The sequence below is a fragment of the Mesorhizobium sp. WSM4816 genome (genome assembly GCF_055811535.1).
Genome location: NZ_JBVVQR010000002.1, coordinates 422,206 through 441,408, shown reverse-complemented (window position 1 = coordinate 441,408; position 19,203 = coordinate 422,206). Strand labels below are relative to the sequence as shown.

18 protein-coding genes are annotated in these 19,203 nt (G+C 58.0%); 3 read left to right on the top strand and 15 right to left on the bottom strand.

Translation table 11 applies throughout. The features are described from left to right. Nucleotides 1–100: 100 nt before the first annotated feature. The 10 genes from AC0L3H_RS04230 to AC0L3H_RS04185 all read right to left on the bottom strand — a co-directional run bounded on the left by AC0L3H_RS04230 (nt 101) and on the right by AC0L3H_RS04185 (nt 11,501). A complete protein-coding gene (locus AC0L3H_RS04230; RefSeq protein ID WP_473491667.1) occupies nt 101–529 on the bottom strand; it encodes a type II toxin-antitoxin system VapC family toxin in 429 nt (142 codons plus the stop codon). Next, nucleotides 529–768, bottom strand: a complete 240-nt coding sequence (locus AC0L3H_RS04225; RefSeq protein WP_473491668.1) for a type II toxin-antitoxin system VapB family antitoxin — start codon at nt 766–768, stop codon at nt 529–531. The genes AC0L3H_RS04230 and AC0L3H_RS04225 overlap by 1 nt, the downstream gene beginning before the upstream one ends. Before the next feature lie 96 nt (nt 769–864). Next, on the bottom strand, nt 865–1,680 hold the full coding sequence (cysQ, locus tag AC0L3H_RS04220) for a 3'(2'),5'-bisphosphate nucleotidase CysQ (RefSeq protein ID WP_473584622.1): 816 nt from the start codon (nt 1,678–1,680) through the stop codon (nt 865–867). Nucleotides 1,681–1,690: 10 nt separating this feature from the next. Then, entirely contained in the window at nt 1,691–3,628 is a 1,938-nt protein-coding gene (cysN, locus tag AC0L3H_RS04215) for a sulfate adenylyltransferase subunit CysN (protein WP_473491670.1), read from the bottom strand. A 2-nt stretch (nt 3,629–3,630) separates the two neighbouring features. Further along, nucleotides 3,631–4,536: a sulfate adenylyltransferase subunit CysD gene (gene cysD / locus AC0L3H_RS04210; RefSeq protein WP_128172081.1), complete on the bottom strand. Its 906-nt coding sequence runs from the start codon at nt 4,534–4,536 to the stop codon at nt 3,631–3,633. A 324-nt stretch (nt 4,537–4,860) separates the two neighbouring features. After that, nucleotides 4,861–5,931, bottom strand: a complete 1,071-nt coding sequence (gene rfbB / locus AC0L3H_RS04205) for a dTDP-glucose 4,6-dehydratase (RefSeq protein ID WP_473584605.1) — start codon at nt 5,929–5,931, stop codon at nt 4,861–4,863. Between the two features lie 161 nt (nt 5,932–6,092). Beyond that, entirely contained in the window at nt 6,093–7,412 is a 1,320-nt protein-coding gene (locus AC0L3H_RS04200) for an O-antigen ligase family protein (protein ID WP_473584604.1), read from the bottom strand. Next, a complete protein-coding gene (locus AC0L3H_RS04195) occupies nt 7,409–8,518 on the bottom strand; it encodes a tetratricopeptide repeat protein (protein ID WP_473584603.1) in 1,110 nt (369 codons plus the stop codon). Before AC0L3H_RS04195 ends, AC0L3H_RS04200 begins: the two co-directional genes overlap by 4 nt. A gap of 37 nt (nt 8,519–8,555) precedes the next feature. Beyond that, nucleotides 8,556–10,934 carry a GumC family protein gene (locus AC0L3H_RS04190; protein WP_473584602.1) on the bottom strand — a complete coding sequence of 793 codons (2,379 nt, stop codon included), beginning with the start codon at nt 10,932–10,934 and terminating at the stop codon, nt 8,556–8,558. 45 nt (nt 10,935–10,979) lie between these two features. Further along, nucleotides 10,980–11,501, bottom strand: coding sequence for a polysaccharide biosynthesis/export family protein (locus AC0L3H_RS04185; RefSeq protein ID WP_473584601.1), 522 nt, complete (start codon nt 11,499–11,501; stop codon nt 10,980–10,982). 40 nt (nt 11,502–11,541) lie between these two features. Here AC0L3H_RS04185 and AC0L3H_RS04180 point away from each other — a divergent pair, with 40 nt between their 5' ends. Next, entirely contained in the window at nt 11,542–11,739 is a 198-nt protein-coding gene (locus AC0L3H_RS04180) for a hypothetical protein (RefSeq protein WP_292544244.1), read from the top strand. A gap of 25 nt (nt 11,740–11,764) precedes the next feature. Here the strand turns inward: AC0L3H_RS04180 and AC0L3H_RS04175 are convergent, their stop codons facing one another. From AC0L3H_RS04175 to AC0L3H_RS04155, 5 genes are all read right to left on the bottom strand, one after another. Then, on the bottom strand, nt 11,765–12,574 hold the full coding sequence (locus AC0L3H_RS04175) for a tyrosine-protein phosphatase (protein ID WP_473584600.1): 810 nt from the start codon (nt 12,572–12,574) through the stop codon (nt 11,765–11,767). Nucleotides 12,575–12,836: 262 nt separating this feature from the next. Further along, entirely contained in the window at nt 12,837–13,355 is a 519-nt protein-coding gene (locus tag AC0L3H_RS04170) for a hypothetical protein (protein ID WP_473584599.1), read from the bottom strand. A 317-nt stretch (nt 13,356–13,672) separates the two neighbouring features. Next, nucleotides 13,673–14,140, bottom strand: a complete 468-nt coding sequence (locus AC0L3H_RS04165; RefSeq protein WP_287191653.1) for a hypothetical protein — start codon at nt 14,138–14,140, stop codon at nt 13,673–13,675. Nucleotides 14,141–14,255: 115 nt separating this feature from the next. Continuing rightward, a complete protein-coding gene (locus AC0L3H_RS04160; RefSeq protein ID WP_473584598.1) occupies nt 14,256–16,496 on the bottom strand; it encodes an AGE family epimerase/isomerase in 2,241 nt (746 codons plus the stop codon). 60 nt (nt 16,497–16,556) lie between these two features. After that, on the bottom strand, nt 16,557–16,730 hold the full coding sequence (locus AC0L3H_RS04155; protein WP_287351945.1) for a hypothetical protein: 174 nt from the start codon (nt 16,728–16,730) through the stop codon (nt 16,557–16,559). 800 nt (nt 16,731–17,530) lie between these two features. Between AC0L3H_RS04155 and AC0L3H_RS04150 the strand changes: the two genes are divergently transcribed. Both AC0L3H_RS04150 and AC0L3H_RS04145 read left to right on the top strand, forming a co-directional pair. Then, entirely contained in the window at nt 17,531–18,142 is a 612-nt protein-coding gene (locus AC0L3H_RS04150; protein ID WP_473584597.1) for a cupin domain-containing protein, read from the top strand. Nucleotides 18,143–18,261: 119 nt separating this feature from the next. Continuing rightward, nucleotides 18,262–19,200: an ABC transporter substrate-binding protein gene (locus AC0L3H_RS04145; protein ID WP_292407422.1), complete on the top strand. Its 939-nt coding sequence runs from the start codon at nt 18,262–18,264 to the stop codon at nt 19,198–19,200. Nucleotides 19,201–19,203: the final 3 nt, after the last annotated feature.

Here is a 19,203-nt window from a genome sequence, read left to right as displayed (position 1 = left end):
TCAAGGTGGATGTTGAATCACCGGAGAAGCTCGTCGTCACATCACAATCGATTCATCGATCACGGGACGTGCTCTAGCCGGTAGCGCTCCAGCGTAAATATCAGGTTTTGATACCCACAGTCGTGACATCGGTAAGCGCAAATCCCGCATCGATGGTCAGGATCGGCGCCTGGTAGGATTTCGCCGTGGCATAATGGAAGCAGTCGGCAAGATTGAGCGCACTATTCCGTTCAGCGTCCGGATAGCGGTGCCGTCCATAGCGGTCGAAGGCTTGCAGCGCGACGGTCAACTCACGGCTCGAAATCGCCATAAGCTGGACCCCGGCCGCTTCAAGGAACTCCTGCACGCGCGCTTCAGCTTCTGCCATGGGAATGCGCTTTTTGCGAAACAGCCCAACTGTCGCCTCCCATGCAGCCACGACCGATGTGATCGGCCGTGGAGAGCGTGCGGCATCCAGCGCGGCCGCAAGGTTCTCGGCGTCAGGCTCTTCCGTCATAATGGCGATGATTGCAGACGCATCGACGAACATCAGTAGTCGCCGCTGAGGTCATCGAAAAACGCCCTGTCCGCCGCAAGGCCGGTGTCCGGATAGGCCGCAATCTTCGCGCGCAAAGGCTTCAGCCGCTCCCACAGTGGGATCGCCTCTTCGGCGCGGCGCAATTCGTTCTCCAGGGCCAGCTTCACGGCAGCCGTCTTGTTCAAGCGCGTGCGTGCTGCCAGTTTTTCGGCAAGCACGTTTACCTCTTCACTGCGAATGTTGAGCGGCATTAGCCAATTTCCCCGTGTAGACGTAAATATAACAACGCCAACACGCGATGGCAACCGTCCATCAGGAGAGCATAAGATTTTGTGGGAGCGCTTCCGTCAATTTCGAGGACGCGCTCGCACGGCGTCAGGTTGGCCCGCGCTCTTCCCGCTGGCGATGAAATGCGGATTGGCAAAATCCACGTCATCGCTCTGGTTGCGCTTGCCGTAGGCCAGCGGCTGACCATCGAGCGAGCGCGTCATCCCGCCTGCGGCGCGCAGCACCGCGTCACCCGCCGCGGTGTCCCATTCCATGGTGCGGCCGAAGCGCGGATAGACGTCGGCCTCGGCGCTGGCGACAAGACAAAATTTCAGCGACGAGCCGACCGAGACGATCTCGGCAGCGCCCACCGTGCGGATATAGGCTTCGGTCTCGGGCGTATTGTGGGACCGGCTGGCGACGACGGTCAGTGGCGCCACGCCCGTTCTGGCCGAAATCGGCCGACGGCCGATGATCTGGTAATCGCCATTGACATCGATTGCTTCCGCCCTGCCCGGCCGGCCGGAAAAGAAGCGTCCGGTGCATGGCGCAAAGACCACACCGATCTCCGGCACGCCGTGGCGAACGAGCGCGATGTTGACGGTGAAGTCGGTCCTGCGGTTGACGAATTCCTTGGTGCCGTCGAGTGGGTCCACCAGGAAGAAGGCATCATCGAGGTCGGGCGGCACGATGCCGGCCGATGCCTCTTCCTCAGCCACGCAAGGGATATCGGGGAAGGCGGCGCGCAGCCCGGCGAGAATGATCTTTTCGCTCTCGCGATCGGCTTCGGTCACCGGCGAGGCGTCTGATTTCTGATCGACCGCGCAGCCGGCATCAAAAACACGCATCACCTCTCGCCCCGCCGCCAGGGCAAGGCGCTCGAACCCCCCGAGCATCGCTTCGTCGTCAGATGCCGCCGCCGCTATCGTATTGGTTTTCGGCAATGTCGCGCTCGTTCAGCCAGAGTTCCAGGGCCTCTACCATCTCCTCGGCCGACTTGCCGAGTGTCTTGAGATGGATTTCGGGATTTTCCGGGGCTTCATACGGTGAATCGACGCCGGTGAAATTCTTGATTTCGCCGTTCAACGCCCGCGCATAGAGGCCCTTCGGATCGCGTCTGGCGCATTCCTCAAAAGGTGTGTCGACAAACACCTCGACGAATTCACCGCTGGCCATCAATTCCCTGGCCATGCGCCTTTCGGCGCTGAATGGCGAAATGAAGGAAACAATGACGATCAGCCCGGCATCGGCCATCAGGCGCGCCACTTCGGCCACGCGGCGAATGTTTTCGACGCGGTCGGCGTCGGTGAAGCCAAGATCACGATTGAGCCCGTGGCGGACATTGTCGCCATCCAGGATGTAGGTGTGGCGGCCGGTGGCGAACAGCTTCTTCTCGAAAAGGTTGGCGATGGTCGACTTGCCCGAGCCAGAGAGCCCGGTGAACCAGAACACTGCGGGCCGCTGGTTCTTCAGATCGGCGCGGCCGTGCTTGCCGACATCGAGCGATTGCCAGTGGATGTTCTCGGCGCGGCGCAGCGAATGCAGGATCATGCCGGCGCCGACCGTGGCGTTGGTGATGCGGTCGATCAGGATGAAGGCGCCGGTCGTGCGGTTCTCGGCGAAAATATCGAAGGCGATCGGTGCCCGCGTCGAGATGTTGCAAATGCCGACCTCGTTCATTTCGAGCGACTTGGCCGCCTCATGGGCAAAATCGTTGACGTTGACGCGGTATTTCAGGTCGGTGACGGTGGCGCTGGTCTGATCGGTCTCGGTCCGCAGGATATAGGAGCGGCCCGGCAGCAGTGCGTGCTCGTCGAACCAGACGATGTTGGCGGCGAACTGGTCGGCGACCTGCGGCCGCGCCGCCGGCGACACCAGCATGTTGCCGCGCGAGACCTCGACCTCGTCGTCGAGAACTAGGGTGATGGCCTGGCCGGCCACCGCCTGGCTCAGATCGCCGCCATGCGAGACAATGCGCCTGACATGAGCGGACTTGCCGGATTTGGCGACAACGACCTCGTCGCCTGGTGAGACGGAGCCGGACGCAATCGTGCCGGCAAAACCGCGAAAATCGAGATTGGGGCGATTCACATACTGCACCGGAAAACGGAACGGCAGTTCGACAACGGCTTCATTGACCGATACGGTTTCCAGATGTTCGATCAGCGTCGGCCCGGAATACCATTCTGTTCTATCGGAACGGCCCGTAACGTTGTCGCCATAGCGGGCCGACATCGGAATGGACACGATCGACTGGAAACCGAGTTCACGTGAGAACTGCGCGTAGTCTGCGATGATCCGTTCGAACACCGCCTTGTCGAAGCCGACGAGATCGATCTTGTTGACGGCGAGCACGATGTGCCGGATGCCCAGGAGCGAGGCAATGATCGAGTGGCGCCTTGTCTGGCGCAGCACGCCTTGCCGGGCGTCGATCAGAACGATGGCCAGATCGGCGGTCGACGCGCCCGTCGCCATGTTGCGCGTGTATTGTTCGTGGCCAGGCGTATCGGCAACGATGAATTTGCGTTTTGGCGTGGCGAAAAAGCGATAGGCGACATCGATGGTGATGCCCTGCTCGCGCTCGGCCTCGAGGCCATCGACCAGCAGCGCGAAATCGACGTCGTCGCCCGTCGTCCCGTGCTTGCGGGAATCACGCTCGAGCGCGGCAAGCTGGTCCTCGAAAATCTGCTTGGTGTCCGAAAGCAGGCGCCCGATCAGCGTCGACTTGCCGTCGTCCACCGAACCGCAGGTCAGGAAGCGCAGCAGCGATTTTTGTTCCTGCACCGCCAGATAATCGCGAATGCCGTCGGTGGGGGCGAGGCTCTCGGCCGTGCTGTGGCGCATGCTCAGAAATACCCCTCGCGCTTTTTCTTTTCCATCGAGCCGGCTTCATCACGGTCGATCAGGCGGCCCTGCCGTTCGGAGGTGCGCGCCGTGAGCATTTCGCCGACAATGGCCTCCAGCGTGTCGGCGGCCGATTCGATCGCACCGGTCAGCGGATAGCAGCCGAGCGTGCGGAATCTCACCAGCCGGTTCTCCACCGTCTCGCCGGGACGCAACTGCATGCGGTCGTCATCCCTCAGAATGAGCATGCCGTCACGTTCGACGACCGGCCGCTGCTTGGCGAAATAGAGCGGCACGATCGGGATGTCTTCCTGCAGAATGTACTGCCAGATATCGAGTTCGGTCCAGTTCGATAACGGAAAGACCCGGATCGATTCACCGGTCGCGATGCGGGTGTTGAATATCTTCCACATCTCCGGCCGCTGGTTTTTTGGATCCCAGACGTGCTGGGCATTGCGGAAAGAGAAGATCCGCTCCTTGGCGCGCGATTTCTCCTCGTCGCGCCGCGCCCCACCGAAGGCTGCATCGAAGCCATATTTGTCGAGCGCCTGGCGCAGCGCCACGGTCTTCATCACATGCGTATGGGTGTTCGAGCCATGGTCGAAGGGATTGATATTATCGCGCACACCGTCGCCGTTGACATGGACCAGGAGATCGAAGCCGAGTTTTTGCGCCATCTGATCGCGAAAGGCGATCATCTCGCGGAATTTCCAGGTTGTGTCGACGTGGAGAAAGGGAAAGGGCGGCTTGGCCGGATAAAACGCCTTCATCGCAAGATGCATCAGCACGGAGGAATCCTTGCCGACCGAATAGAGCATGACCGGCTTGGCGAAGGTCGCCGCAACCTCGCGAAAGATATGGATGGATTCGGCTTCAAGCCGCTGCAGATGCGTAAGCGCGATGTTCATGGACTTTAAGCGTTCTCTCGTGCCGCCCGGATCTTGCATCGATGCATCAGGCGCAATTTTTCAGCGGCCCGTCCAAGCTTCACTTCTGGACGATGTTCTTTTCGTGCAGGCGTTCTAGCAGATCGCCATTGTCTATAACAATGCAAGACAGGCCTGCGCGGGAGTGGTTCGAGAATGAATTTTCCACGCAGGGACCACAACTCGGAAATTCCTGCTCGCCGGGTTGATGGCGTTGCGAACGTCAAGAAATATTGCCCTGGTTAGCAAAGATGCCCGGCAACCTTTTACATTGATGCTAGGCCTCTCATCCAGTGACTACAAGCCTCACGCCGCACCGTTCCGCGCTTCCCCCATTCGATCGCCGGCGTAGCGCTCGCGGCGGATCGGACTCCACCACCACTCGTTCTGAAGATACCAGTCCACGGTCTTGGCGAGGCCGCTGTCGAAGGTCTCGCGCGGCGTCCAGGCGAGATCGCGCTCGATCTTTGAAGCGTCGATTGCGTAGCGCCGGTCATGGCCCGCGCGGTCGGCAACGAAGGTGATGAGATCGCGATAGCGCCGACCGGCGGATCGCGGCCGCCTGTTGTCGAGGATGTCGCAAATCGCCTCGACCACCGCCCGATTGGTGCGTTCCGCGCCTCCCCCGACATTGTAGCTCTCGCCGACAGCGCCCTGGGTCGCGACCATCGCCAAGGCACGCGCATGATCCTCGACGAAAAGCCAGTCGCGCACGTTTGCGCCGGCGCCGTAGACCGGCAACAGTTTTTCGTCCAGCGCGTTCAGAATGACGAGCGGGATCAGCTTTTCGGGGAAATGGTACGGACCGTAATTGTTCGAGCAGTTCGACAGGACGACCGGCAGGCCGTAGGTGTTGTGCCATGCTCGCACCAGGTGGTCGGAAGCGGCCTTCGACGCCGAATAGGGAGAAGATGGTGCATAGGGCGTCTGTTCGGTGAAAATGCCGCTGTCGAAGGGCAGATCACCGAACACTTCGTCGGTCGAAACATGGTGGAACCGAAACCGGCTTTTTTTCTCGTCGGGAAGTCTGCACCAATATTCCAGCGCCGAATTGAGCATTCGGTAGGTGCCGACGATATTGGTTTCGATGAAGGCGGCGGGCCCGTCGATCGACCGGTCGACATGGCTTTCGGCGGCAAGATGCATGACGATATCAATGTCGTCACGATGCAGCACTTCCAGAATAGTCCTGTCGTCACAGATATCGGCGTACTCGAACCTGTAGTTGTGGGCATTCTCGATTGGCCGCAACGAGGCAAGGTTTCCCGCATAGGTGAGCTTGTCGATATTGGTCACCCGGTAGGCCGGATTGCTGCACAAATGCCGGCACACCGCTGAGCCGATAAACCCGGCCCCTCCGGTCACCAGAAAATTCATCCCGCCCTCCTCACGCAAAACTGTCGTGCGAATACCTCTGTGGCGGTGAGCGTCGGGGTGTGCAACGCATTCGACACCAGGATCTGATTGCTTTTTTGCCGAAGAGTTCAGTGCCACCCGAATGAAGCTGCGGCAAATGTCGGTCGCGGATGCACAGTCTGCTACGGCGAAGTTCCGATGGGAACAAACAGCTTGTCACCGTTATGGTCGATCTCGATCAATTCGTTCTTCTGGGCTAAACGGTCTGCATATCCTTTGTGGAAGATAATGGCGTTCATAAAGGCGAATGTCATTGCAAGCGCCTCCGTCCGCAAGGGATAATCGACGAGTGAATGGATGAGGAGAAAAGACACGGAGAGAAACGCCGCCTTTTGAAGAGGATCTCGGCGAACGTTGATAAGCGCCCCAACAAGTAACATAAAGTAAAAGACCATCAGTATAATTGCATTAAGCCCTCCCTCGAAGGCTATTTCAAGGTATTCGTTGTGGGCGTGGTTTACATACTTGCTATAAATCATTCCTTCCTTTTCGTATATCTGATAGGCCTTCTGAAAATTCCCAAATCCAACGCCCGTTGCCCAATTCTCTTTGATCCCCTCAATGGTGGTGCGAGCAAACTCTCCTCGCCCGAAAGCTGGATCAATCGCGTCGGCCTCGATCTTCGTCCATGCGCCTATCGTAAACACTGAAAGTGCTATGAAAACGGCAACGATGCCAATCCCACTCACCCTGGAACGCGTTGAAATAAAGACTATGGATAGCACGGTAGTGGCCAATCCGATCAGAACGCCGGCACGCGAACCAACGGCCAAAAGGAGCAGCAAAAGTATGGCCAGCCCGAGCGATCCCGACAAAAGATGTCCTCGGAACAGACTATAATAAACGACGAAGGGGATAGAAACAAAAAGTAACGCCGCAAAATGATTCTCGTTGGCAAAAAGCCCGGCATTGATCGTGAAAGGCAACAATCCCTCGATGGCGATGTTATCCGAGAGCGAATATTGAATCGCGCCTGCCAAGCCGTTGCAGATAACACCCATAAAAAAGAACGGCAGAAGTGCATGGACCTGCTCGACACGCAAACGCAATACACTCAAAAAAAACGCCGCCAACGCCACCAGATACAACAGACATTCGATCGTCCGTCCAACGCCGACACTGACGAAACGAAATTGGGATTCCCCTACAAGCTCGGAGTCTGCGAGCAGCAGCTCCGGTCGCAATCCGCTGAATATCGCCGCAGGCAGCGGGATGGTTTGTAAAATCACCAATGCCACAGCAAAGATAAGCAACCACAGAACAGAACGGGGGATTCTCTGACCGGAGCTCTGTGAAAAGACCGCCGCCGCCGAGATGATTGCCGCAACCTCGATCAGCGTATCTGTATAGAGGCCGCTTGCAGTCCCTCCGCCGATCAGCAGCGCTATAAACAGAACCGATCCAAGGAGATATTTATCCCATTCCGAGGGTCGTTCGCTCAAGATGAAAGTCTCTCGATGGACAGTTTGTGCATCACCAACGTGCCGACGTAGCGAAAGCGCCAGCTCTCGGCAATGGCGGCAGTTTCCAGCTTCAATAATTGCATGGGGCACCCAGCCGATCCAACCGAAAAATCCTGACTGGGTGCCTGGCGATTGTATGTACCCTCCGGAATATTGAACCGCGCTATTTCGCCGCCCGACCCCACGCATCTGATCGACCAGAACAACTCCTTTGGAAGCTTCAGGTTTCTTGCAGAGGCAATCAGAGAAATTTTGTACGAGCCGGGAGGCAATTCAATATACTGCTGAAGAGCAGCGTTCTTGACCGGCGTATTAAAGAAGCGGACCGTCGCCCCACCCTCACCTTCGACTGCATCTCGAGATGCTGCAAATGTAACTTCCAGTCCCGGCTGGTCGCCAATTTGCCAATCGAAAGGCTTACCGCTTGGCACCGGTTCAAAGGTGCTGTTGAAAACATACCCTCCTAACTTCCGTTCTTCATCAGACAGGCTGAAAAGAAACAACCGGTATGCCGGTTCATATTGCTTCTGATTGATATAGCCATTGATCACGAGGGACAATTCGTTCGATTTTGGTGGTGCGCCCGACCCTGTCAAATCGAGCAACAGCCGGTTCGCGGGATCAAGCCCTTCGGGAGTTCTGCCAAGGGTGGCGAACAGATTGGTTCTCCAAGGCGCCTCCGCCTTGATAGCTGCCAGCACAGCCTGGTATCCATCAGGGTTGAAGAGGATTGTCGGCAGACCCTCGGCGACAGCGGGAAACCGATCCGGCCAGCGCCGCAGCAATATATCGATCTCGCCAACAGCCTTTGACAGATCGCCTGTTTCAATCGAGTGGCCAATCGACCTCTGAAGTGCGTGGATTTCGGTCTTGGATAATTTTCGAGCTTGATCGAACAACTCATAGGCTTGGTCTTTTTCACCCTGTCGGTACTTGATCTCGCCGATCAGGCTGTAAAGACGTGCGTCGGCAAGATCAAAGAGAAGCGCCCCTTCGGCCTTGGCCAGTAATGCATCGAAATCGGGAGTGTTGCTCGTATCGTTCAGGTCGTGGGTAATCTCGCCTATCAAGGCATTGACGTTCAACGGATCCAACGCGAGGGAAACGGTTGGCGTTTCGGTCTCAAGAAACCGACTTAGCCCGATCGACGAAGCCGCCAACGCTAGAACGGATGCGACGAACCAAACGCCTGAACGCCGGAGATTTCGCATAAGCGGGCTGGTCTGCTCCATCATCGACTTTGCCCTCAATTTTCGGGGTACTCGTGCCGTAGTCGTAATACTGGTAATTCATATATTTGTAGGCGTAGTTATAGTCGAACTTGTTCACAGCAAACTTCGACATCGCGGCTCCGACCACGTTCGCGCCGGCGGCTCTCAGGCGCTTCAACGCCGCCTTCGCCGACTTGCGCGTGACCTGATTGGTAGAAATGACCATCAATGTGCCCTCGGCAAGCCGGCTGAGGATGGGCGCATCTGAAAGGCCGACGACCGGCGGGGCATCGATTATGACAAGATCGAAGCGCTTGCCGAGATTGGTAACGATCAGCGCCATCTTTGGTGAAGAGAGCAGGTCCGCAGGGTTCGGCGGGATCGTTCCGGAAGTCAGGACGGTCACATTAGGATATTTCGTCGCCCTGAAAATGCTTGCGAGATCCTCCTTGCGGACGGTGTTCGTCAAGAGGTTGCTCAGGCCGATTGTGTTGTCGAGACCAAACAGCCGGTGAAGATTGGGTTTTCGAAGATCGCCGTCGACAATGAGAACCCTGGCACCGAGCGCGGCAAAATCCTGTCCGAGCTTGAACGAGGTGGTCGACTTGCCCTCGGATGGTTCCGAACTCGTGACCAGCAGCGACCGCGGCGCGCCTTCGGCGCCAGAGAACTGCAATGACGTTCGAAGCGAACGGTAGGCCTCGGACAGTCCTGATTTTGGATCGGCGATGCTGGCAATCAACTCCCGGTCATCAACAAGCGGCAAGATGCCGAGCATCGCCAATCCCAATTCCTTTTCGATCTGCTCGGGATTGGTAAAGGTGTTGTTCAACAGCTCGATCACGTAAATAATTGACGCGCTCAGAGCCATGAAGAGGCCAAGCGCGATCGCAAGATTGATGCTCAGGCGCGGAGAATAAGGGCTACCAGGCTGCGTCGCGAAATCAACGATTGCGGCGTTTTGAGACTTGAGCTCGGAGCTGACGCCAACTTCGTTCAGCTTGGCAATCAGGTTATCATATTGCGAGCGGTTTGAATCAACTTCCCGTTTCAAGATGGTGTATTTAATGTTTTTATCGTTGAAGATGACTTGCTGCATCTCCATCTCGGCAAGTTTTGACTTAAGGTCGGATTCCTTGTTCTGAGCCTCCTGGTATTTCTGCCTCAGTGAATCGGTAATATTCAAAACGCCGTTGTCATAAAGCCGCTGCAGTTCCTTGATCTGCGCCTGAAGCTGCTGCATCTCTGGAAAACCGGGCTTCAATATGCCCAACTTCTGCTGGTACTGGCTGGTCAAATCCGACAGCTTCTCGGTGATTTTCTGCAGACCCTCGCTCTCCAGGACCGGGCCGAGGCTCGATCCGCGGCCCTTGTCTATCTGGTCCACCATGCGCCCGGCATCGAGACGTTCCTGGATTGCTGTCGCGAGAGCGGTGTTGAGAGTCTCGATATTCGACCCTATCAGCGATTTTTCTTCGCCGGTTATCGTGATGCCCGCATCCTTTGCATAGGCGACGAGTTCCTCTTCGGACTTCTGAAGCTTTTGCTTTACCTGCAAAACCTGCTCCTGGATGAATTGCCGTGCCAGGTCCGAGGTTTCGCTGGTCTGATCGAGGCGTTGATCGATAAAACTTTGCGCGACCTGGTTCGCTATATCACTTGCATACTTCGGTTTCTGGTCGGCAAATGTGATCGACAAGAGGCTCGTGTTGGTGACCAAACTTACAGTGAGGTCATTTAGAACGCGACTGATCGCAATCTTCTCACGCTCCTCCGGGGTTTTCTCTTCAATGGAGGGCGATTTGGAAATTCCGAATGCACGATAGAAAATGTTGCTAGGCGAAAAGCTCGGCGTCGGAAACAGGAAATCCGGCTTTTCACTGAGACCCAGTTGGAAAACCACGCGCTGGGCCAATGCGCGGCTTTTCAGCTTTTCCCGGGCGGTTTGAAAGGCCCGCAGGTCGCTGTTTTCAGAAACCACTTCAATGTCCTGGAAGACCTTGGCGGAAGGAACCAGCACTTCCAATTGCGCTGTTGCCCGATATTTTGGCGTCTGCATCATGGTAACGACGACGCCAGCGACAAGCCCGGCAGCCGCCATCATGACGATCAGCCACCGATACTGAACAACGTAAAAAAACAGCTTGAGGGGATTGAAGCCCTCGTCCTGCTCCGCGTAATCGCGGCCGTACGAGCTATAGTTTTGCGCACCGTCATAATACAGGTCAGCAGACAAGGCTTGGCCATGTCCTGGCCCCCCAATTTGATGCTGTCTGTTACGATCAAGCATGGCGCGAGGTAATCCTACGTTTGTCTGACTGGCTGCGATCTAGAATCACGGGATTACAGCAATTCGGGCTGCACTCGAGGCGACGCCGAGAGCGTCCTTGAGGTTGTTCATGGCAATTTTCGATTTCGAGGCGAAGACGACAATCTTGTCGCCACCATAAATGCGTGGATTGCGGCTCTTGCCGGCGCGAATCTGCTCCACATTGTAATTTGCGACCAGAGTATTTTGGCCGACATTGCGATAGACAAAGACCTTTTTCGCATCGCCAACGGCATTGAACCCTCCAGCAAGGGCGATCGCATCGATGAGAGAAGAATTGCTCGATACCGGAAAAATACCGGCCCTGGCGACTTCGCCGTCGACGGTAATACGCTGTCCGATCGATTCCTTGACATAAACCGACACGTCGGGCGACTGGAGATAGTTGGCGCCGTAGGCGGTTTCGATTTCCTGCTCCAGCTGACGGATGGTTTTCCCCGCCGCGGTGACGGTTCCGATAAGTGGAAGCGAAATTTGCCCGCCAGCGTCGACTTGAACGGTTCTGTTCAGATTGTCGACCTGGAACACATTCACCTCCAGCACATCGTTAGGCGACAAGGGCTGCTCGTTGCCGTTCTGGCTGTTCTGTGGCCCAGGCAGTTCCTTTACGACCTGCAGGGCGCCGCCACCGGAGAGCGGCGCCGACGATGACGTCAGTTGCAGCGCATCAACCGATGTCGGCGAAGACGATGATGTCGTCGACGAGGTGCTCGTGCAGGCAGACATCGAGAGCGAAGCGAGCAAGGCACATATCGCGCCCGCATAATTTTTTGCGAAATGAAACCCGCCCATTACGCTGCCCCACCCTTCAACATGCGCCCTAATCCTGCAAAGCGACCGACGGTGCCGGGGCTTGGCTTCTTCGAGCGTGCCTTTCCGACCGGCTCGAAGGGCCGGTTCGCCAATATTTCGCCTGGACGTTTCAACACCATATTGCGGGCCTCATCTTCCCCACATCGCTTCGCGGCAACGGCAACCGCCTGCGAAAGCCCAGGGCGCCGGCGGGTGGCGCCATGGGTGTCCGAAGCGATAATATCTACTCTACCCTCGTCAATCAGCTTTTCCGAATAGTAAAGCGCCGTGCGTCCAAAAGCACCGACAATCGAGTCTGCGGTAAGTTGAATCAGGCAACCCACTGCATTCAATTTCTCGACAATTTCGTAATTTGCCTTGATCCATGTCAGCCGCTCAGGATGCGTAAGAATCGGAACGAACCCGGCGTTTATGAGGCGCAGAGCGAAATCTTCCAGCCTGGGCGGCAAGACGTGATGCGGCGGCTCCAATAGAAAATAGCGAGATCTGTTCAAGGTCGGCACGCTGCCCAGCGCCAATTGCTCCGGCAGATCCGGCGCTATATGCACGTCGGCGCCAACGTAAAGAGCAAGCGGTATTGCGGCGCGGCGCAGCGCCTGTTCCAATTCTTGAACTGCGCGGGCGATATTTGCCGATCCGTTTTCGTACATGCCTGGCACGATATGCGGCGTACACGCCATATGCGTCGTTCCATCGGCCACCGCCAGCCGCGCCATTTCCAGCGATTCAGCAAGACTGGGCGAGCCGTCGTCAAGACCGGGCAAGATATGGGAATGCAGGTCGATCATTGACGTTTGTGGCCACACTGAAGCAACGTGACGATTTCTCCCGAATAAAAAGTAAATGCGCCACCCGCACGATAGCGAATGACGCATTCGTCAGGTCCATACGATGCGGCAGATGCCAGATTCAAGCTATTCGCTGACAGCGAGCGGTATGGTGAATGAATTCCATCAACACCTCCAGCTCCAGCCAGTGCGCGAAGGCACTGCGGCACCGGCAATACAGCAGAGGGAGTCACCCGCCCTGCTATATTGTCTACTGGGGGGCTTAAGGGCTGACGCCGCCGCCGCCTTTGCCGTCATCCTGCGTTGCAGCAAGGATACCAGCCGCACCTGCCATGCCGCCAAAAATAAAGAGCGGAGTGTTGGACCGGTTGTTGTCGCCCGGGGGAATCTGACCCGTATGCTCGGAACTAACGGCGCCAGCCGTCTGCTCGGAGCCCACAACTTTCAGGCAGATATTATTCTCGACACGAGAAATGTCGAGGCTTGAATTCGCAGGCACATCCAGGTTGCAGCCACCGACATTAACAGAGGCCGCCCCCTTGGCACCGACAACCACGCGGCTGCCGAAATCCAGCGCATTTCCCGCTTTTGCCGGGCCATAGCCGGCGGCTTGCGAAACCATTACGTCGCCATTGGCCTGCCCGATGGAACCAATCGAACTCGCCGCTCCCTGATAGGGTGTCATGCAGGTGCAAGACGCATCCTGAGCGAAAGACGAAACCGGGCCGAAACCGATCGAGGCGACAAGTCCAGCCAACGCAACTTTTACTGTAAGGTTCATTCGTTTCGATCCTTTTTGTTCCGCCGCACCTCGGCCCCGCCCAGGCACTAAGATGTTGAACAAGCGCGTAACAGCTTATTGCTTTGAGTCCAACTGTTTCGCATGTGCGAAGTGAATTTTTGGTTTCTGCTGTGTTTCATTGGACACACTCGCATGCATCTACCATTTTCGTGCCGGCCCCTGTGGAAATTGTCGGAAAGGCAAGTTTATTTCGTGGCGTTTGAGGGGCATCGCGCCAATGCTTGTGGTCGATTCTGTTTAACGTGGGCGTTATCGCATATTCTGTCTTTCGTTTTATGACGGGCAGTCGGCGTGAACTATGAGCCTGATAAGCAAGATTTGTAGGTCGAACCGGCCTGCGCCGGCTGTCCGCACAAGATGCCATTCTCGGCAAGTTTGGCGGCCAAATCCGCGCCATCGGACGTGAGGCATTGTACAACGATGGCATCACCAAACTTTGAGGCGACATTGCCGTCGCAAGGCGTACCCATGCCGACCGGCTTGCAAGTCAGGGCGAGCCCCTGGTAGTCCCGGCGCGCCGCGTCCGTTATGATGGCACGCAGGGATTGAGGCTTGGTAAACGCAACGCCGCATAGCACAATTTTGCGGTTGCCGACGCGAAGATCATCGACCGCCTGGATGGAGAGCTTGCCGTCAAACGGCTCAAGTGCCGCTTGCGGCTTTGGCGGGCGAACAGGCGTCCCTTTTTTCACGACAATGGCAAGGAAGCCAACCGCAAACGCCAGGGCCACGAGTGCCAGCAAGCTTATCTTCTTGAACGACAAAAATCCTCACTCCCGCCGCGGCCAAGCACGTGTATCTATCACCTCTGGCGGAGACGTTCGGACGACTTATCGTCGCCTGGCATCCATTTCAATCGAAGAAATTCCGTCAACTGCCCTATCGTGCTTCGCTGGCGGTGCTGTCAAGATATTGGGTCAGCGCGCAAACCAGATGATAAAAGATGCTTGCCGGCACATCGGTCGCCAGCGAGCGGCCTCGCTCGTCGATCCGGTCTATCCACAGGCCGAGCGGCGCCGGATTGATGTGCCAACGGAAGAGGCGGCCGACACGCGCTTCGATCTCGGGCTTGAGGTCAGGTCCGCCCGAACCGTCCAGTGCAATCGCCGCCTTGATTGCTTCGGCCTGCGGCCAACTGCGCGAGACAAGGTCGAGCGGCAAGCCTTGCCGCGAGACGGCGCCATAGGCGAGGCCGGTGGCGCGATTGAGGCCGTTGGCGATGGCCGAGGCATAGAGCTTTCTGGCAAAGCCGGCCAGGTCACTCTGGCCGCTGCGCCCGGCGAAGTCGACCAGCAGCGAGGCCCATTCGAAATGGTGGCCGGGTTCCGTCCATGCACCTTTCTCGCCCTCCGCCGGCCTCCACTCGGCATCGAAATATTCGCCCAGCGTCCAGCTTTCAGGATCGAAGAAATGGCTGCGAAACAGGTCGACGATGCGCGCGGCGCGACGAAGATAGGCGAGATCGCCAGTCGCCTGATGCCAGGCCAGGAAAGCCTCGAGCAGATGCATGTGCGGGTTGGAACGGCGTTCGCCAACGCCGCTCGACGTTTCGAGAAAGCCGGTCATGCGGTGATCCTCGAGATGCGCGTCGAGGAACGAAAACGTTTCTTCGGCAAGCCGCAATGCATCAGGATTGCCGACCATATGAGCATGCGCCAGCGCCAGCAGCACGCAGGAATGATCATAGGCATCCTCGGCTGCGTCGGCCACCGTGCCGTCGACATTGAGCGTGCGCACCCAGCCGCCATTGTCGGTGCGGCCGTTCCTGGCCATGAATTCGAGGCCGTGGCCGATCAACCGCTCGGCGGGCCCGTCCCAGCCGCGCGCCTTGGCGACAGCGAAGGCGTAGACTTGCCTGGCCATGGTGCGCATGCGCTTGGGCTTCTTCAGCGGTGTGGCGTCAAAGCCGAGCGCCTCGTGAAAACCGCCATGGCGCTCATCGACCCCGACCGTCGACCATAGCGGCACCGTCTCTTCAAACAGCCAGTGGTGCACACGACGGCGCCAGGCGCCGCTTTCGATGACGCGGTCGTCGGCGGGCGTGAACCTGGTTTCCAGCCGGCCGCTCCTTTCGAGCTGCTCGACGATCTTCTTGACGTTCTGGCTGCGGCTGACCGGGGCGACGAAGGTGGCATCGGCGGTCGAGACGATGGCAACGTCCTTCAAGCCAATGGCCGAGAGCAGGCGACTGTCGCTGCGGATGTAGGAGTTCTCGCAGTCGATGGCGACGACATCGCCGACGATGACATTGCCGTCATTGTCGGAGGGGCCGACATCGAGCAGCGATTGCCAGGAACCGAGATCGTTCCAGCGGAAGCCGGCCGGCACCATGGCGATATGGCTGGCGCGCTCCATGATCGCATAGTCGATCGACGTCGACGGAATGGCGGCGTAGAGTTCCAGAGGCATATAGAGACCGGAAAGATCTGACGTCGCCGCCTGATAGGCATTTTCGGTGGCCTTCCAGATTTCGGGCTCGAAAGCCGTGAAGGCGTCGCGCATGGCGCTGGCGCGAAACAGGAAGATGCCGGTGTTCCAGTAGAAGTTGCCGGCCGCCAGATAGCTCCGCGCGGTAACTAGGTCCGGTTTTTCGACGAAACGCGAGACATCGTAGATGCCATCGGTCTCGCCGGCGACCTCGATATAGCCGTAGCCGGTCTCCGGCTGACTTGGCTTGATGCCGAATACCACCAGCCGGCTGGCACGCGCCGCCGCGGTGCCGTTTTCCACACTGTGCCAGAATTGCTGCGCGGTCGTGATCTCATGATCTGACGGCACCACCAGCACCAGGCTGTCGCCAAATTCGGAGAGGGTGCGCAGCGTCGCCAGGGCGACTGCGGCGGCAGTGTTGCGGCCGGTCGGCTCGAACAAGGGGCCGCCGCCGGAAAGGTCGATGCCGGCGAGATCGGCGTGAACGCGGTCGGCGTGCCGCTCCGAGGCAATCAGGAAGACCGGCGTTTCACCATCCGGCCGCGCCGTCAGCCGCCGCAACGTCTTGACCAGCATCGAGCCATCGCCGGAAAAATCATGGAACTGCTTGGGATTGTCCTCGCGCGACAGCGGCCACAGCCGTGAGCCAACGCCGCCACTCATGACAAAACTTACGATCCGCTCGGTCATCTGGGTGACACCTTTAACTTTTTGACATTTTCAAAACGATGCAAGGAGTGCCGCCACATACTATCGGCGGCGCATTTGTTGCCGACTTTGCAGCACGGCGACACTGTCGCGGGCCAAGCGTGGACGCTGCCCAGCTTCGAGGAGTCGCTGCGCCAGCGCTTCTGCACTATCGGGTGCGAAGAAGAGCGATTCCGGCGCCTGCTCGCGATGCAGTGGAATGTCGGACAGCAGCATAGGCGGCGCGGGCGAGCTCTTTCATCGAAGGCTCGCTCATGCACCAGCGGACGGCGTCTTCCCAAGTCATGGCCGCTTCAGGCATCGAGAGAAACCATATGCTGGATCAATCCCCGTGGTTTTCCGGCAACAACTGCGTGAGGCGGCACGTTCTTGGTCACAACGATCTCGCTCTCCCGTCGATATCTCGGATACGCCCACAACAGCCGCCATCAATGCTCAGCTTGACGAGCGCGACAACGCTTTCGCGTCACAGGCTTGCATGCTTTCCCGTCCGTCATTCAAGTCAGGTTGTTTCCGGCGCTCGTGAGACGTAATACGCTGCCCATCGCCTCAAAGCGGCACATCGTCGATCACACTTCGGCCAGGACGTTATTCTAGCGAACAGCTACGCTACCGTCTGTTGCCTCGTCAAGTTCAGATCACGAGAATTCGAATCGCGCGAATTTCGTCCGCGCAAAACGCCCTTGCACCCCTTACCTGCCTTGAGTGCCCGCCGAGCGCCCGCCGCGAGGATTGCCCTTGGCCGGCGTATGAACCCAGCCCCTTAGAACATTGGGGACGGTTGGGGAGCAACGCAGGAACGCTTTTTGTTCCAGTCGGCGCCGTGTTCGATCGAGGGACGGCCGATGTCGCTGTGGACGACGAGTATTTGACGCTGGGTTGCTTTATCCGTGCTATCAAAAACCGGTCGGGGGACGGCCAGGTCGAAATTGACAGATCACCACTTGCAAATCGGTCGCGGCTGTCTTTTGCTCGCGCGACAGTTGTCCCATGACTGTTGAATGGTTGGCGAACGGATGAACAAAATCGATCGGCGACGGCCGGAGTCCGAAACGGACGCCACCGTAAATGCCGCGCGGCTTGGAACGCGGTTGCGCCTCGCCCGCCAGACGCGGGGCATGACGCTGAAGACGCTGGCGACAGCTGCGCACTGCTCTGAAAGCCTTCTGTCCAAGATCGAGAACGGCAAGGCTTCGCCATCCCTGCCCATGCTTCACCGCCTGGTCGAAGCTCTGGAGACCAATATCGGCTGGATGTTCGAACAGGTCGACGATGACGAGGCGATCGTGTTCCGCGCAGGCGCGCGGCCATTGATCTCGCTCGACGCGCTGAGGCGCGGCGAGGGCATCTCGCTCGAACGCATCATTCCATATTCGCCCGGACACCTGTTGCAGTGCAGCATCCATCATATCGAGGCAGACGGCGAGAGCGAAGGTCCCATCCAGCATGTCGGCGAGGAAGTCGGCTACGTGCTCGCCGGCCGGATCAAGCTGATCGTCGATGGCAAGAGCCATGATCTCGCCACCGGCGATGCGTTCGTATTCAGGTCGGAGCTGCCGCACCATTACCGCAACATCGGCAAGGAGAGAGCCAGCATTTTTTGGGTCAACACACCAGCGACCTTCTGACGGCTGCTGTGAGATCAAATTCGTTGACAAGTATTCAAGTCTCTTGAATGTTTGCCTTGTGTCTGTAGCACCAATGGGCCGGCCTAACAGGATTGGCCCGCAAGCAAGGGGAACCGAAAATGCGTCCGTTCAAGCTTCTCTTCCGTTGCGCCGCCGTCCTGGCCATTTGCTCGACGGCGATGGGATCGGCGTTCGCCGATACGTTCGCTCTGGTCAACATCAATCAGCAGGCCCTGTTCTTCAACCAGATCAACGAGGGCGCGCAAAAGGCTGCCGACGCCGCCGGCGCCAAGCTGGTCATCTTCAATGCCAACAACGTGCCGAGCGCGCAAAATGACGCGATCGAGAACTACATCACACAAAAGGTCGACGGCATCATTCTGGTCGCCATCGACGTCAACGGCGTCAAGCCTGCAATCACCGCCGCGAAGGCGGCCGGCATCCCGGTGATCGCCATCGACGCGCAGATCCCCGACGGCGACAACGTTGCGTTCATTGGCGTCGACAACGCCAAGGCCGGCGAGGATATCGGCAAATTCTATGCCGATTATGTCAAGTCGGAGATGGGCGGCACCGCCAAGATCGGCATTGTCGGCGCGCTCAATTCGTTCATCCAGAACCAGCGGCTCGACGGCTTCAAGAAGGCGGTCACCGACAGCGGCCTTGATATCACCTTCCTCGACACGGTCGACGGCCAGAATGTCCAGGAGACCGCAATGAGCGCTTCGGAAAATTTGATGACCGCCAATCCGGACATGACGACGCTATACGCGACCGGCGAGCCGGCGTTGCTCGGCGCAGTTTCGGCCGTAACCAGCCAAGGCCGCACCGGCGACGTCAAGGTGTTCGGCTGGGACCTGACCAAGCAGGTCATTCAGGGCATTGACGATGGTTGGGTGGTGGCAGTCGTCCAGCAGGACCCGGCCGGCGAAGGCAAGGCCGCTGTCGAAGCTTTGGTCAAGCTCAAGAAGGGCGAAACGGTCGAGCCGATCATCAATATTCCGGTGACGATCGTGACCAAGGACAATGTCGAACAATACCGCGCGATGTTCCAGTAGACT